Annotated in this window: 13 protein-coding genes, 1 pseudogene and 1 riboswitch; of the genes and pseudogenes, 6 read left to right on the top strand and 8 right to left on the bottom strand. The window is 71.3% G+C overall.

The window, feature by feature from the left end:
* The first annotated feature begins 5 nt into the window (after positions 1 to 5).
* The 6 genes from ACFZDA_RS33700 to ACFZDA_RS33675 all read left to right on the top strand — a co-directional run bounded on the left by ACFZDA_RS33700 (position 6) and on the right by ACFZDA_RS33675 (position 6,520).
* Complete coding sequence (locus tag ACFZDA_RS33700) at positions 6 to 1,367, top strand: aspartate aminotransferase family protein (protein WP_391088972.1); 1,362 nt, start codon at positions 6 to 8, stop codon at positions 1,365 to 1,367.
* A 208-nt stretch (positions 1,368 to 1,575) separates the two neighbouring features.
* Positions 1,576 to 2,325, top strand: coding sequence for an ATP-binding cassette domain-containing protein (locus ACFZDA_RS33695; protein WP_391088971.1), 750 nt, complete (start codon positions 1,576 to 1,578; stop codon positions 2,323 to 2,325).
* Positions 2,307 to 4,004 (top strand): hypothetical protein, encoded by a 1,698-nt coding sequence (locus ACFZDA_RS33690; RefSeq protein WP_391088970.1) that lies wholly within the window; start codon positions 2,307 to 2,309, stop codon positions 4,002 to 4,004. Before ACFZDA_RS33695 ends, ACFZDA_RS33690 begins: the two co-directional genes overlap by 19 nt.
* A gap of 98 nt (positions 4,005 to 4,102) precedes the next feature.
* Positions 4,103 to 4,510 carry a VOC family protein gene (locus tag ACFZDA_RS33685; RefSeq protein WP_391088969.1) on the top strand — a complete coding sequence of 136 codons (408 nt, stop codon included), beginning with the start codon at positions 4,103 to 4,105 and terminating at the stop codon, positions 4,508 to 4,510.
* Positions 4,511 to 4,534: 24 nt separating this feature from the next.
* Complete coding sequence (locus ACFZDA_RS33680) at positions 4,535 to 5,656, top strand: LOG family protein (RefSeq protein WP_391088967.1); 1,122 nt, start codon at positions 4,535 to 4,537, stop codon at positions 5,654 to 5,656.
* A 147-nt stretch (positions 5,657 to 5,803) separates the two neighbouring features.
* A complete protein-coding gene (locus ACFZDA_RS33675) occupies positions 5,804 to 6,520 on the top strand; it encodes an LAETG motif-containing sortase-dependent surface protein (protein ID WP_391088966.1) in 717 nt (238 codons plus the stop codon).
* Positions 6,521 to 6,592: 72 nt separating this feature from the next.
* Here the strand turns inward: ACFZDA_RS33675 and ACFZDA_RS33670 are convergent.
* From ACFZDA_RS33670 to frr, 8 genes and pseudogenes are all read right to left on the bottom strand, one after another.
* Positions 6,593 to 7,093: pseudogene (locus ACFZDA_RS33670) on the bottom strand (maleylpyruvate isomerase N-terminal domain-containing protein); the annotation flags it as partial.
* A gap of 55 nt (positions 7,094 to 7,148) precedes the next feature.
* Positions 7,149 to 8,168 carry an ATP-binding cassette domain-containing protein gene (locus tag ACFZDA_RS33665; RefSeq protein ID WP_391088965.1) on the bottom strand — a complete coding sequence of 340 codons (1,020 nt, stop codon included), beginning with the start codon at positions 8,166 to 8,168 and terminating at the stop codon, positions 7,149 to 7,151.
* Complete coding sequence (locus ACFZDA_RS33660) at positions 8,168 to 9,856, bottom strand: ABC transporter permease subunit (protein WP_391088964.1); 1,689 nt, start codon at positions 9,854 to 9,856, stop codon at positions 8,168 to 8,170. Before ACFZDA_RS33660 ends, ACFZDA_RS33665 begins: the two co-directional genes overlap by 1 nt.
* On the bottom strand, positions 9,832 to 10,869 hold the full coding sequence (locus tag ACFZDA_RS33655; protein ID WP_391089095.1) for a thiamine ABC transporter substrate-binding protein: 1,038 nt from the start codon (positions 10,867 to 10,869) through the stop codon (positions 9,832 to 9,834). Before ACFZDA_RS33655 ends, ACFZDA_RS33660 begins: the two co-directional genes overlap by 25 nt.
* Before the next feature lie 124 nt (positions 10,870 to 10,993).
* A riboswitch (TPP riboswitch) is annotated at positions 10,994 to 11,099 on the bottom strand.
* 40 nt (positions 11,100 to 11,139) lie between these two features.
* Positions 11,140 to 12,246 (bottom strand): 23S rRNA (adenine(2503)-C(2))-methyltransferase RlmN, encoded by a 1,107-nt coding sequence (gene rlmN, locus ACFZDA_RS33650; RefSeq protein ID WP_391088963.1) that lies wholly within the window; start codon positions 12,244 to 12,246, stop codon positions 11,140 to 11,142.
* Between the two features lie 300 nt (positions 12,247 to 12,546).
* Complete coding sequence (locus ACFZDA_RS33645) at positions 12,547 to 12,996, bottom strand: SRPBCC family protein (protein WP_391088961.1); 450 nt, start codon at positions 12,994 to 12,996, stop codon at positions 12,547 to 12,549.
* 159 nt (positions 12,997 to 13,155) lie between these two features.
* Entirely contained in the window at positions 13,156 to 14,307 is a 1,152-nt protein-coding gene (locus ACFZDA_RS33640) for a phosphatidate cytidylyltransferase (RefSeq protein WP_391088960.1), read from the bottom strand.
* The gene (gene frr, locus ACFZDA_RS33635; protein WP_086560067.1) at positions 14,307 to 14,864 is read right to left on the bottom strand and encodes a ribosome recycling factor; all 558 of its coding nucleotides are present in this window, start codon (positions 14,862 to 14,864) and stop codon (positions 14,307 to 14,309) included. The genes ACFZDA_RS33640 and frr overlap by 1 nt, the downstream gene beginning before the upstream one ends.
* Between the last annotated feature and the right edge of the window lie 27 nt (positions 14,865 to 14,891).

Below are 14,891 nucleotides of genomic sequence, written 5' to 3'. Positions count from 1 at the left end.
TAGCCGTGAGCAAGGACCTCTCCCAGACCGCGTACGACCACCTGTGGATGCACTTCACGCGCATGGCGTCGTACGAGAAAGCGCCCGTCCCCACCATCGTCCGGGGCGAGGGCACGTACATCTACGACGACCAGGGCAAGCGCTACCTCGACGGCCTCGCCGGCCTGTTCGTGGTGCAGGCCGGGCACGGCCGCGTAGAACTCGCCGAGACCGCCTCCAAGCAGGCGCAGGAACTGGCGTTCTTCCCGGTGTGGTCCTACGCCCACCCCAAGGCCGTCGAGCTGGCCGAGCGCCTCGCGCACCACGCCCCGGGCGACCTGAACAAGGTCTTCTTCACCACCGGCGGCGGTGAGGCCGTCGAGACCGCCTGGAAGCTCGCCAAGCAGTACTTCAAGCTGGTCGGCAAGCCCACCAAGCACAAGGTCATCTCCCGTGCGGTCGCCTACCACGGCACCCCACAGGGCGCCCTGTCCATCACCGGACTGCCCGCGCTGAAGGCGCCCTTCGAGCCCCTCGTACCGGGCGCCCACAAGGTCGCGAACACGAACATCTACCGGGCGCCCATCCACGGCGACGACCCCGAGGCCTTCGGCCGATGGGCCGCCGACCAGATCGAGCAGCAGATCCTCTTCGAGGGCCCGGACACCGTCGCCGCGGTCTTCCTGGAGCCGGTGCAGAACGCGGGCGGCTGCTTCCCGCCCCCGCCCGGCTACTTCCGTCGGGTGCGCGAGATCTGCGACCAGTACGACGTGCTGCTCGTCTCCGACGAGGTCATCTGCGCCTTCGGCCGCCTGGGCACGATGTTCGCCTGCGACAAGTTCGGCTACGTGCCGGACATGATCACCTGCGCCAAGGGCATGACCTCCGGCTACTCCCCCATAGGCGCGTGTGTCGTCTCCGACCGCCTGGCCGAGCCGTTCTACCAGGGCGACAACGTCTTCCTGCACGGCTACACCTTCGGCGGCCACCCGGTCTCCGCGGCCGTGGGCCTGGCCAACCTCGACCTGTTCGAGCGCGAGAACCTCAACCAGCACGTCCTCGACAACGAGGGCAACTTCCGCTCCACCCTGGACAAGCTCCACGACCTGCCGATCGTCGGCGACGTCCGCGGCAACGGCTTCTTCTACGGCATCGAGCTGGTCAAGGACAAGAACACCAAGGAGTCCTTCGACGCGGACGAGACCGAGCGCGTCCTGTACGGCTTCCTCTCCAAGAAGCTGTACGAGAACGGCCTGTACTGCCGTGCCGACGACCGCGGCGACCCGGTCGTCCAGCTCGCCCCGCCGCTGATCTCCGACCAGTCGACGTTCGACGAGATCGAGCAGATCCTGCGCGCCACGCTGTCGGAGGCGTGGACCAAGCTCTGACCCGGCGATCGCTCCGATCGTCTGCATGGATGATCAACACCGGCCCCGGTGCCGCCCGTTCGAGTGAGAAACGGCGGCCCGGGGCCGCGTGCTGTCCGGCGTCCCGGCGCCTTCTGCCTAGCGTGCCAGTGACCGATCGGCCCTGCCTTCGTTCCCCCGCACGGGGGATTGGCAAGGGAACTACGGATCTGAACCGAGGTGTACGCCCATGGAGGCCCCGCCGGACAACGACGTGCTCTGGGCACGTGCCCTGCACTTCCAGCACGACGACGGCTCCCCCGCGCTCAGCGGTGTCTCGCTCGGCGTCCGGGAGGGCGAGATCCTCGCCGTCAGCGGCCCGCGCGGCAGCGGCAAGACCACCCTGCTGCGGTGCCTGTCCGGCCTGGTGCCCGTCCGGCGCGGCGAGGTCTGGTTCAACAGCGTGCCCGTGCACACCATGGGCCCCCTCACCCGCGAGCGGCTGCGCCGCGACCGCTTCGGCTGGATCGACCCGGCTCCCTCGCTGGTCCCGGAGCTCAACGCCTGGGAGAACACCGCCCTGCCGCTGATGCTGCGCGGCACCAGCCGGCGCCGCGCCAAGACCGCGGCCCTGGAGTGGCTGGAGCGCCTGGACATCGGCGAGGGCGCCCGCAAGCGGCCGCACCAGCTGGTGCAGGCCGAGCGGCAGCGGGTGTGCATCGCCCGAGCCCTCGCCCCCGCCCCGTCGGTCCTGTTCGCCGACGAGCCCACGGCGCCCCTGCACCGCGCCGACCGCGCCCATGTGCTGCGCACCCTCACCACGGCGGCCCGCTCCCACGGCATCACGGTCGTCCTGGCCACGCACGAGTCGGAGACCGCGGCGCTCGCCGACCGCACGGTGTCCCTGCTCGACGGGCGGCGCGTGCAGACGGTGCACCTGCCGCCGGTCGGGGGGCCCGCCGAGACGGAAGGCCGGGCCGCGTGCTCGCTCTCCGTCTGACCCGCGGCGCCCACCCCGCCGTCCAGCTGCGCCGCCTCCTGGTCACGGCGGCCTCGGCGGGCACGGGATTCCTGATGCTCTGCGCCCTCGGCTACGCGCTGGGCCACCCCGGCTCCACCGGGGCCGCCCTGCTGCGGCTCGCCTGGTGCCTGCCTCCCCTGGCCGCCACGGTGTACTTCGCGGTCGCGGTGGCCCGCACCGACCCCGCCACGAAGCCCCGCTCGGGCCTCTCCGCGATCGGACTCGGCCCGCTGCGCCTCATGGCCGTCTCGGCGACGACGACGGCCCTGTCCTGCACCCTGGGCTCGATGCTGGCCCTGCTGTTCTTCCTGCACCTGCGCGGCGATCTGACGGGCCTGCCGTTCGACGGCGCGGCCGCCGAGGCCCTCGCGGCGGACCGGCCGCTCCCCCTGCCGGGAACGCTGACACTGCTCGCGCTCCTGCCCGCAGCGGCCTCGGTGGTGGTGGCGCTGGCGCTGCGGCCGAGAGAGGCGCGCCCGGCCCCGGCCCGGCCGGCCGGGGTGCCCGGCCGTTTCGGCGCGTACCGGCCTACCGCCGCACGCGAGACCTTCGGGGCGTACGGCCGCTTCGGCAGGCAGATCATCCGGCCCGCGGACGGCCGCGCCACCGAACCCGCCGCGGCGGCCGGGGCCGGGCAGAACCCGCAGCACGGCGGGCCGCCCGCGGCGCGGACGGGCGGGTCCGTCCCGGCATCGGCCACGGGCCCGACCGCGCGGGGCGCCGCGAGCACGGTGAGCGCGGTCGAGGACCCGGCCGAGCCGTCCGCCTCCCGGACGGCGGCACAGGGCACGGTGAGCGCCGTGATCCCGGCCGGCAGCGCCGCACACGCGGCCGGCAGCCGCACGCCTGCGGCCGAGGATGCCGCGCAGGAGGCCAGGGACACCGCCGCGCATACCGGAACAGCGGCCGCGGACAGCTCCCCGCACGAGGCCGGGGACACCGCCCGCCAGTCGGCCCGGCGTCCGGCGGCACCGGGCGGCGACGGCGATCCCACCGCTTCCGAGGCGGCCCTGCCGGACACCGCCCTGCCGGAAGCCGCCCTGCCCGGCAACGCCCCCACCACCGCCCCCTCGGGTCTCCCCTGGGGCATCACCGTCCTGGCCGCGGGTCTCGCCGTGGAGGCGTACACGAGCCGCACCTCCCCCACACCCCCCGGCCTCTCCTTCCCGGGCGCCTCCCCCGGCGTCCTGGCGGGCTGGGTGCTGGCCGCCGTCGGCCTGGCGCTGGCGGGTCCGGGCCTGGCCCATCTGTGCGGATGGCTGCTCCAGTCGGCCCGCCCCGGCGCCCTCCGCCTCCTGGCCGGCCGGATCCTCATGGCGGAGGCCACCCGGATCGGCCGCCCCCTGGGCGTGGTCTGCGCGGTGCTGGCGACGGCGTACGCCATGGCGCTGCTGCACGCGCAGGACCCACTGTCGCTCGGTCCGCTCACCACGCTCGGCGCGCTGCTGGTGAGCGGCTGCACCGTGGGGACGCTCCTCACCGCCGCCGTCGAGGCCCGGCAGGCCCGCGCCGAGACCACCGCCGCGCTGCTGCGGCTCGGCGCCCCCGCGACGATGCTGCGCACCGCCGCCGCCCTTCGCGCGGGCGCGCTGCTCGCCCTGTTCGGCCCGCTGACCCTGACGGTCGCCGAACTGGCGGCGCTGCCGCTGGCCCGCTGAAAACTCGTACGGAAGAAATCTCCGGACGGCGATGAGTTCCGCTCCGGCCCCCGGTCTATCCCCGCGTAACGACCCGGAACCGTTGGGAGAGACCTCGCATGTACCAGCAGATGATCTTCGTGAACCTGTGCGTCAGCGACCTCGACGCCTCGAAGAAGTTCTTCACCGAGCTCGGCTACTCGATCAACGAGCAGTTCAGCGACGACACCACCGCCTCGGTCGTGATCAGCGAGACCATCGTGGTGATGGTGCACACCAAGGAGAAGTACGCCCAGTTCACCCAGAAGGAGATCGCGGACGTGAAGAAGACCAGCGAGGTGCTGATCGCGCTCAGCTCCGAGAGCCGCGAGAAGGTCGACGAGCTGGTCGAGAAGGCGGTCGCGGCGGGCGGTTCCGTCTCCGGCGAGACCCAGGACCACGGGTTCATGTACGGCCGCGCCTTCGACGACCCGGACGGCCACACCTTCGAGGTCGTGTGGATGGACCCGGCGGCCGTCCAGGGCTGAGACGCGCTGTGCCAGCATGGGCGCGTGCAGACGATGCCCGCCCATGCGGCCCACCATGACGACCGTGAGATCGAGACGCTGGAGGAGTTCGACGCGACCGTCGCGGCGCGCGGCACACTCGCCGGCCACCGCGTCCAGGCCGTCGACCTGACGGACCGTACGCGCGAACTGCTCGGCACGGACACGGCCGGTGCCGTCTTCCTCGGCTGCGCGATGCGCGAGGAGGCCGCCGCGAAGATCCGCACGGACGGCGCCCTGGTCTTCCCGCCGGTCCCGGGCCTGCCCTTCGACCCGTACCGCGGCCATGTCTACGCGCCGGACGAGCTGTTCGAGTCGCTGGCGGACGGCTACGAGGCCACCCCCGACGCCCGGGCCTACGCCTGGTTCCAGCGCACGAAGGCGGACCGGGACATCTACGCCTCGATGCTGCGCGCGGTCCACGACGACTCCGTCTCGGACGCGCTCGACGAACTCCTCTCCGGCGCCCGGGTCGTGGGGGTGATGGGCGGTCATGCGATGGCCCGTGGCACCCAGGAGTACGCGGGGGCGGCGCGGCTCGGCCGGGAGCTGGCCCGTGCCGGTCTCACGGTGGCCACGGGCGGCGGCCCGGGCGCGATGGAGGCCGCGAACCTCGGCGCGTACGCCGCACCGTTCGACGACGAGATGCTCACCGAGTCGCTCGAACTGCTCGCCAAGGCACCGCACTTCACACCGTCGATCACCCAGTGGGCGACGGCCGCCTTCGAGATACGCGCGCGCTGGCCGCAGGGCGGGCGTTCCGTGGGGATCCCGACCTGGTTCTACGGCCACGAGCCGCCGAACGCCTTCGCGTCGCACATCGCCAAGTACTTCGCCAACGCCACCCGCGAGGACGGCCTGCTGGCCCGGTCCAACGCGGGCGTGGTGTTCCTGCCGGGCGCCGCCGGGACCGTACAGGAGATCTTCGACAACGCGACGCCCAACTACTACGAGTCGCGGGGCGAGCCGACGCCGATGGTGCTCGTGGACCGGGCGCACTGGACGGAGAAGCTGCCGGCGTGGCCGCTGCTCCGGTCGCTGGCCAGGGGCCGTTCGATGGAGGTGCGGATCGCGCTCGTGGAGCGGATCGAGGAGGTACCGGAGGCGTTGAAACGCCTCGGCGGTTAATAAGCTGGCAAAGCAAGTGCTTGCACCCTGCATATGCGTTGACACTACTTATGCGGCGCTTATAGACCTGAGAGCCTCCTGGTAGTGCTGATGTTCAGTCAACACTGCCTCCACCCCCCGCATTTGCGCATCCTGTAAAGGACAAACGTGGCAGTTCTGTCCGTATCACGCCGTACGGCATCGCGCCGTACCGTCGCACGCTCCGTGCGGATCCTCGGTGTCGTCTCCGCGTCGGCCGCGCTCGCACTCGGTGCCGCCGGCAACGCGCTCGCCTGCAACATCAAGGAGTTCTCGGCGGAGGCGAAGTGCGATGGCGACAAGGGCGTCATCACCGTCACCGATGTGGACCCCACCGGTGTCCCGGCGACGATCACCGTGTACCTGGAGAACAACGGCGCCGACGTGAAGAAGGTCGGCGAGCAGGTGGTCAAGGGCTCGCGCGAAGGCACCACCATCACCTTCGCCGAGGACTGGAAGCCGAACGCGGAGTACCGCATCCACGTCAAGGCCGCTCAATACGTCGACGAGGACATCAAGCCGAGCCTCGTCACCCCGGCCACGGCCTGCAAGAAGGAAGAGGAGAAGCCGCCGGCGACCCCGCCGGCCACGCCAACCCCGTCGGCCTCCCCGTCGAAGCCGGCCGAGGAGACCGACACCCCGGCTCCGTCGCCGTCTCAGAGCGAGAGCACCGCTCCGGCGGGCAACGCGCCCGCGCCCGCGGCCGGTGAGTCCAACCTCGCCGAGACCGGTGCCGACTCCAACACCGGCATCATCGCCGGCATCGCGGCGGCCCTGGTCGTCGTCGGTGGCGGCGCGGTGTTCTTCGGCATGCGCCGCCGTGGGGCGAACAGCAGCGACAGCTGACGCCCGCACTTCAGCGCCCGGTAGTGGCCCGTCCCCCTCTCCGGGGGCGGGCCATCGCCTGTTCCCGGCCTGACCGAAGGTCGCCCGCTCCAGCCAGAAATCCAGCAGTTCCCGCTCCCCCAGCACCTCCGACTCCGGGGTGTCCAGCGGCAGTCGACGGTAGAACGCGAGCAGAACGGCGGTGAGCGGCCCGCGCAGGGCGACGGTGGCCTTCTCATGGCCCCGGCGCCAGGTGACGCCGGCTTCGGCGAGTTCGATGAACCACTCGGCGTTCAGGCCGGCGCCGGTGTCGGTGTCGGTGGCGTGCAGGTGGATGCTGCGGCCCGGGCCGCGCAGTTCCCGCGCCGCGTCGTGCGGTGCCGTCCGCTGTACGAACTCCACGATCTGGAGCCACTCGTCGATCGCGTCGGCGGCCACGTCGGGCGCGACCTCGTAGGGCAGTCCGGCGGCGAGCGCGGCGTCGGCGCGGTGCACGGTGATCTCGTGGGTCATCCGGCGGGCCCGGAACCCCGAGTTGAGGATCCCCGCCCAGCTCCACACCTTCGTGTCCGGCCCGGCCTCCCGCAGCGCTGCGCAGTAGCGCTCGTGCGCGAGTGACGTCATGCCTCGCACCCCAGGCGGCAGCCGATCAGTCGAGCACCACGATTTCGGCCGCGTCGAAGTCCACCCCGACCTCGTCCCCGGGCTCCGGCGCCGCCCGCAGCGCGCAGGCCGCCTCCAGGCGCGGGGCGTCCTCCGGCTGGAGGTGGACGGCGACGTGGGTGCCCTTGAAGGTGCGCGCGGTCACCGTGCAGCGCAGGCCCGAGCCGGCCGGCACCAGGCGCACACCGGCGGGCCGCACGAGCAGGGTCCGCGTGCCCTGCGGGGCACCCTCCGGCACCGGCACCTTGCCCCACGGCGTGTCCGCGGCCTCCGCCCCGACCGTCGCCTCGACCACGTTCTCGAAGCCGAGGAAGCGGGCCACGAACGCGTCGGCCGGCCGCTGCCACACCTGAAGCGGCGTACCGGACTGGGCGATCCGTCCGTCCCGCATCACCACGACCCGGTCGGCCAGCGCGAAGGCCTCCCCCTGGTCGTGCGTCACGGCGAGTACGGTCGTGCCCAACCGGCCGAACAGCTCCTTCAGTTCGACGACCAGCCGCTCCCTGAGCGACCGGTCGAGCTGCCCCAGCGGCTCGTCCAGCATCAGCAGCCGGGGGCTCGGCGCGAGGGCCCGGGCCAGCGCCACCCGCTGCTGTTCCCCGCCGGACAGCGCCGCGACGGCCCGGCGTGAGGCGCCCGGCAGGCCGACCAGGTCCAGCAACTCCTGTACGCGGTCGACCTGGTGCCGCTTCGACGTCCCGCGCATCCGCAGGCCGAAGGCGACGTTGCCGCCCACGTCCCGCTGCGGGAACAGCTGGTGGTCCTGGAACATCAGCCCGACGCCGCGCCGGTGCGCGGGCATGCCCCTCTGGTCGCGCCCGTCGAGCACCACCCGCCCGGAGTCGAGCGGCTGAAGCCCCGCCACGACCCGCAGCAGCGTCGACTTGCCGCTGCCGCTCGGCCCGAGCACGCACACGACCTCGTGCTCGGCGACCTCCAGATCGACGGCGTCCAGCACGGCACGCCCACCGAAACGGACCGTCGCGCCCTCCAGGGCCAGCAGCATCAGAACTCCCCGCTCCGGTCCGTGCGAAGCCTCTCCAGCACCAGCAGGGCCACCGCGCACACCACCATCAGAATCGTCGAAAGGGCCATCGCCTGGCCGTAGTTCAGCTCCCCGGGCCGCCCCAGCAGCCGCGCCACCGCCACCGGCAGCGTCGGGTTGTCGGGCCGCGCGATGAACACCGTCGCCCCGAACTCCCCGAGCGACACCGCGAAGGCGAACCCGGCCGCGATCAGCAGCGCCCGCCGCACCATCGGCAGATCCACCTCACGCCACACCCGCCAGGGCGAGGCCCCCAGCACCGAGGCGGCCTCCCGCAGCCGCACGTCCACCGCCCGCAGCACGGGCAGCATCGTCCGCACGACGAACGGCACCCCGACCAGCGCCTGCGCGAGCGGCACCAGGATCCACGAGGACCTCAGATCCAGCGGCGGCTCGTCGAGGGCGATCAGGAACCCGAAGCCGACGGTCACCGCGGACACCCCGAGCGGCAGCATCAGCAGCGCGTCGAAGCCGCGCACGAACCGCCCGGCGTCCCGGCGGGTGAGCGCGACGGCGGCGAGGCCGCCGATCACCACGGCGATGAGGGTGGCGGCGACGGCGTACGACAGCGAGTTGCCGATCGCCTCGATCGGCGCCACCAGGAACACCCCGCCGTCGTCCCTGGTCAGCGCCCGGTAATAGCCGAAGCCGGGCGCGCCAAGAGACCGCTGCACCAGCACGGCGAGCGGCAGCAGGAGCAGCACGACGACGGTGCCGAGCACCGCGCCCAGCAGCGCCCACTGCCCGGCGCCGCGCGGCCGGCGCGCGGTACCGGCCGGGTCCACCAGCCGCAGCGCGGTCTCCCGCCGCCGTACGGTCCAGGCGTGCAGGACGAGGATCGCGCCCACCGCGACGAACTGGATCAACGTCAGCACGGCTGCCGTGGACAGGTCGAAGATCTCCGACGTCTGCCGGTAGATCTCCACCTCCAGCGTCGAGAAGGTGGGGCCGCCGAGGATCTGGACGACACCGAAGGAGGTGAAGGTGAACAGGAAGACCATCAGCGCGGCGGCGGCCACGGCGGGCGCCAGCGCCGGCAGCGTCACCTGCCGCCAGGCCCTCAGCGGCGACGCCCCGAGCATCCGCGCGGCCTCCTCCTGCCGCGGGTCGAGCTGCGCCCAGAGCCCGCCGACGGTCCGTACGACGACCGCGTAGTTGAAGAAGACGTGTGCGAGCAGGATCGCCCACACGGTGGTGTCCAGCCGTACGCCCCACAGCTGGTCGAGCAGCCCGCCGCGCCCCACCAGCGCCAGGAACGCCGTACCGACGACGACCGTCGGCAGCACGAACGGCACGGTCACGAACGCCCGCAGGACCTGCTTGCCCGGGAAGTCGAAGCGCGCGAAGACATACGCGCCGGGGAGCGCGACCAGCAGCGTGAGCGCGGTGGAGACGACCGCCTGCCAGGTGGTGAACCACAGGACGTGCCGGACGTCGGACTGCGCCAGCACCTCCCCGATCCGCCCGAACCGCCAGACCCCGTCGACCTTCAGGCCGCGCGCGACGATCGCGGCGACCGGGTAGGCGAAGAAAACCGCGAAGAACGCGACGGGCACGGCGATGAGCCCGAGCCGCGCCGCGCTCCCGCGCCGGTCCTTGCGGACGGCCGCGTCGGTCGCTCCGGTTACTTCAGTACGAGCGAGGTCCACGACTTGACCCACTGATCACGGTTGTCGGCGATCTTCGCCGGGTCCATGGTCTCCGGGTCCTTGGCCTGCGGCCCGTACTTCACGAACTCCGGCGGCACCTGGGCGCCCTGACGCACCGGGTACACGTACATGTTGAGCGGCATGTCCTCCTGGAACCGCTCGCTGATCAGGAAGTCGAGGAGCGCCTTGCCGCCCTTGGTGTTCTTCGCGTTGCTCAGCAGCCCGGCGTACTCGACCTGCCGGAAACAGGTGCCCTCGGCGACCCCGGTCGGGGCGGTGCCCGGCTTCGGGTCGGCGAAGACGACCTCGGCGGGCGGCGAGGAGGCGTACGACACGACGAGCGGCCGGTCGCCCTTGGCCTTCTTGCCGCCGGCCGAGCCGGAGAACTCCTCGTTGTAGGCCTGCTCCCAGCCGTCGACGACCTTCACGCCGTTGGCCTTCAGCTTCTTCCAGTAGCCCTCCCAGCCGCCGTCGCCGTACTTCGCGGCGGTGCCGAGCAGGAAGCCGAGGCCGGGCGAGGAGGCGGAGGCGTTCTCGGTCACGAGCAGGTTCTTGTACTGGGGCTTGACCAGGTCGTCGAAGCTGCGCGGCGGCCGCAGCCCGTGGTCGGCGAAGTACTTCTTGTCGTAGTTGACGCAGATGTCGCCGGTGTCGATGGGCGTGACCCGGTGCTTGTCCTGGTCGGCCCGGTACTCCGGCGCGATCCGGTCCGATCCCTTCGGCTCGTACGGCTGGAAGAGGCCGTTGTCGAGGGCGCGGGACAGCAGCGTGTTGTCGACGCCGAAGAAGACGTCGCCCTGCGGGTTGTCCTTGGTCAGGATGGCCTTGTTCACGGCCTGACCGGCGTCGCCGTCCTTGAGGACCTTCACCTTGTAGCCGGACTGCTTCTCGAAGGCCGCGATGACGTCCTTCGAGGCGGCCCACGAGTCGTGGCTGACGAGGGTCACGGTCTTGGAGTCGCCGGCCCCCTGGCCGCCGTCGGACGACCCGCACGCGGCGAGCGCGCCGGCCATGCCGAGCCCGACGACCACCGCCGTCAGTCGCTTGATGGTGTTGCTCACTGGATTCCTCCTGGAGGACCAGGAGAAGACGCGGCCCTGCCCGGGATCTCTGGGAGTCCCGGGCAGGGCGCAACAGCTCGAGTGATGACCGATCTCCCTACCCAGAATGACCTGGGCCAGGTTCGGAGGGTCTGCGGCCGGTGCCGCACTCTCAGCGCTGTGGCGCTCCCCTGTCGGAATATGAAGGTGTCGGAAAATACGGTGGTGCTTACGCCGGTCAGACTACCGTTCGGTGGCCGCGAGCTGACCACACGCCCCGTCGATCTCCTGACCACGGGTGTCCCGGATCGTCACCGGCACACCATGCGCCGCGATCGCCTCCACGAACGCCTTCTCGTCCTCCGGCCGGGAAGCCGTCCACTTCGACCCGGGCGTCGGGTTGAGCGGGATCAGGTTCACGTGCACGGGCCTGCCCTTGAGCATGCGCCCGAGCCGGTCACCGCGCCAGGCCTGGTCGTTGATGTCCCGGATCAGCGCGTACTCGATGGACAGCCGGCGCCCGGACTTGGCGCTGTACTCGAAGCCGGCGTCCAGCACCTCCCTGACCTTCCACCGCGTGTTCACGGGGACGAGGGTGTCGCGCAGCTCGTCGTCGGGGGCGTGCAGTGAGATCGCGAGCCGGCACTTGAGGCCCTCGTCGGCGAGCCGGTGGATGGCCGGGACGAGACCGACCGTCGAGACGGTGATCCCGCGCTGCGAAAGCCCCAGCCCGTCGGGCTCGGGGTCGGTGAGCCGCCGGATGGCGCCGAGGACGCGGTTGTAGTTGGCGAGCGGCTCGCCCATGCCCATGAACACGATGTTGCTGAGCCGCGCGGGCCCGCCCGGCACCTCGCCGTCCCTGAGCGCCCGCATACCGTCGACGATCTGATGCACGATCTCGGCGGTGGACAGGTTCCGGTCGAGCCCCGCCTGCCCGGTCGCACAGAACGGGCAGTTCATCCCGCACCCGGCCTGCGAGCTGATGCACATGGTCACCCGGTCCGGGTAGCGCATCAGCACGGACTCGACGAGCGTCCCGTCGAACAGCCGCCACAGCGTCTTGCGCGTGGTGCCCTGGTCGGTCGACAGATGCCGCACGACGGACATCAACTCGGGAAGCAGCGCCTCCCGGAGCCGGCCGCGGGAGCCGGCCGGAATATCGGTCCACTGCTCCGGATCGTGCGCGTACCGCGCGAAGTAGTGCTGCGAGAGCTGCTTGGCACGAAACGGCTTCTCCCCGACGGCGGCAACGGCCTCCTTGCGCTCGGCAGGAGTCAGGTCGGCGAGATGCCGCGGCGGCTTCTTGGCTCCGCGCGGGGCGACGAAAGTGAGTTCTCCGGGCTTCGGCATAACCCACCCAGTGTCGCAGATCGACTCCGGTCGTCGGGCGGTAGCCTTCCGGCCCTGGCTCGGGAAGGCACATGGTGGGGGTTGGGCAGAGGTCGCGAACGGCCGGCCTGGGTGCTGGGCCCGGTGGACCTTGGCAGATCCACCTCCGGCGGATCCATCCGGGTGCGGTACGGCGGTCGGCTGCCGGACCGCTACCGGGATGCGGTAGTGCTGCGGCGTGTGATCGGCCTGGGCGGCGACTTGTGCTTCTGCCTCAGCGAGCAGTCGGGCTCGGTCGCCGCCACCTCTGACCCGGACGCCCTACTCTCCCGTGTGCTCCAGCCGGTCCTTCAGGAGCTGCTCGTTGCGGGGCAGTTCCTTGCGTACCTGGGGGCGTACGACGAGCGGGACGAGGACCTTGCCGACACCGTGGCCCTCGAAGTCGACCTCGATCGTCACGTGGGAGCGCTGCCCCTCGTCGAACGGCTCGACCTCGCCGTGCACCCGTGCCCGGACCGGGCCGTCGACACCTCGCATGCCCCAGCTGTGCGGCGGGTCGAACTCCGTGACCTCCATGGTCATCGGCATGACCCGGCGGCCGACGTGCCGGGTGACCCGCATCCGGGAGCCGACACCGACCGGCCCCTCGTCGAGTCGTTCCGCGGACACGGCGCTCAGCTGCCACTCCGGCAGCCGCGGGGTGTCCATGAGGTAGTCGTAGACGTCCTCGGGACGCCGGTCGACATCGATGGTCTGTCGAATGCTGGACATGTTGTTCCCCTTTGCGACGTACACCTGAATCGTCCCACTTGGTGACGTCGCAGGCACCCCCGCACCACGACAGCGAGCCCCCGCCGACCATCGGACGGGAGCTCGCCACCACAAACAGCGGAAGACACAAAGCGGCGATAACCGCGAAAGCTCTCTCGCTCAGCCGGACCCGACGAAGAGCACGAGCAACAGCCACACCACCGGAGCCGTGGGCAGCAGCGAGTCCAGCCGGTCCATGATGCCGCCGTGCCCCGGCAGCAGCGTGCCCATGTCCTTGATGCCGAGGTCCCGCTTGATCATGGACTCGCCGAGGTCGCCCAGCGTGGCGCTGACGGCGACCGCGAGGCCGAGCACCAGGCCCTGCCACCAGGCACCGTCGTCGATGAGGAACTGCATGCACAGCGCGCCCACGACCATGGCGAAGGAGACCGCGCCGAGCAGGCCCTCGCGGGTCTTGCCGGGGCTGATGCGCGGGGCGAGCTTGTGCCGGCCGAAGCGCCAGCCGACCGCGTAGGCACCGGTGTCACTGACGACCGTGAGCAGCAGGAACGTGAGCACCCGCTGCGCCCCGTCGTCCGCCGTCAGCATCAGCGCGACGAACGTCGCCAGGAACGGCACGTAGAACACCGCGAAGACGCCCGCCGTGACGTCCCTGAGGTAGTTCTCGGGTGGTTCCGTCATGCGCCACACCAGTACGGCCAGTGCCGTGAGCGCCATGGCGACCCACGCGCCCTCGGCGCCCCGGACGTACCCGGCGACGACCATCGCGGCACCGCCGAGCGCGAGCGGCACGAGGGGCGCCCGGATGCCCTTGCGTTCCTCAAGCCGCCTGGTCAGCTCCCACAGGCCCACCACGACGGCGACCGCGATCACGCCGACGAACACGGCCTTGACGACGAACAGCGACGCGACGATCACCGCGCCGAGCCCGACGCCGACCCCTATCGCAGCACTCAGGTCGCGACCCGCGCTCTTCTTCTGCGGCTTGGGTGCCGGCTCTGCGGCGTGGGGCATGGGCTCCGGATTCGTCTCGTTCCGGACCGGAGAGCCGCTCAGCGGAGCAGCCCCCCGGTCGTCATCCTGGTTTCCGCCGTAATCGGCTACGTCGGGCACGATGGGCATGGGGCGAGTCTGAGGCGCGTCATGCGCATCGTATGCGGGACCCGCCGGAGCGGCTCCCCGGACGTACCCGTGGCCAGGGCTGTGGGCGTGCCCATGGCCAGGGACGGGGTCCTGCCCATGGCCATGCCCTTGGTCGGTGGGCCCCCAGTACCCGGCCTGTGGCGGCGCCCCCCAGGAAGAGTCGTTCATCAGACCTCGAGCAGCTCCGCTTCCTTGTGCTTCAGGAGCTCGTCCACCTGCGCGACGTACTTCGACGTCGTGTCGTCGAGCTCCTTCTCCGCACGGCGGCCCTCGTCCTCGCCGACCTCGCCGTCCTTGATCAGCTTGTCGATGGCGTCCTTGGCCTTGCGGCGCACGGAGCGGATGGAGACCTTGGCGTCCTCACCCTTGCTCTTGGCGACCTTGATGTACTCGCGGCGGCGCTCCTCGGTCAGCTCGGGGAACACCACCCGGATGATGTTGCCGTCGTTGCTCGGGTTGACGCCCAGGTCGGAGTCGCGGATGGCCTGCTCGATGTTGCGCAGCGCGCTCTTGTCGAACGGGGTCACGACGGCCATGCGCGGCTCGGGCACCGAGAACGAGGCCAGCTGGTTGATCGGGGTCGGCGCACCGTAGTAGTCGGCCACGATCTTGTTGAACATCGCCGGGTGCGCACGGCCGGTGCGGATCGCGGCGAAGTCCTCCTTGGCGACCACGACGGCCTTCTCCATCTTCTCCTCGGCCTCGAGGAGGGTCTCTTCGATCACCACTTGCTCCTGCGTGTCTTGAGTAGG

Source organism: Streptomyces sp. NPDC007991 (genome assembly GCF_042958445.1).
Lineage (GTDB): Bacteria > Actinomycetota > Actinomycetes > Streptomycetales > Streptomycetaceae > Streptomyces.
This window is presented reverse-complemented; position numbering and strand designations above follow the sequence as displayed.

Excerpts from the sequence above, each read along its gene's own strand:
- ACFZDA_RS33640 (WP_391088960.1), bottom strand. The coding sequence starts at position 14,307 with ATGAACGACTCTTCCTGGGGGGCGCCGCCACAGGCCGGGTACTGGGGG.
- rlmN (WP_391088963.1), bottom strand. The coding sequence starts at position 12,246 with ATGCCGAAGCCCGGAGAACTCACTTTCGTCGCCCCGCGCGGAGCCAAG.
- ACFZDA_RS33695 (WP_391088971.1), top strand. The coding sequence starts at position 1,576 with ATGGAGGCCCCGCCGGACAACGACGTGCTCTGGGCACGTGCCCTGCAC.
- ACFZDA_RS33665 (WP_391088965.1), bottom strand. The coding sequence starts at position 8,168 with ATGCTGCTGGCCCTGGAGGGCGCGACGGTCCGTTTCGGTGGGCGTGCC.
- ACFZDA_RS33685 (WP_391088969.1), top strand. The coding sequence starts at position 4,103 with ATGTACCAGCAGATGATCTTCGTGAACCTGTGCGTCAGCGACCTCGAC.
- ACFZDA_RS33645 (WP_391088961.1), bottom strand. The coding sequence starts at position 12,996 with ATGTCCAGCATTCGACAGACCATCGATGTCGACCGGCGTCCCGAGGAC.
- ACFZDA_RS33655 (WP_391089095.1), bottom strand. The coding sequence starts at position 10,869 with ATGGCCGGCGCGCTCGCCGCGTGCGGGTCGTCCGACGGCGGCCAGGGG.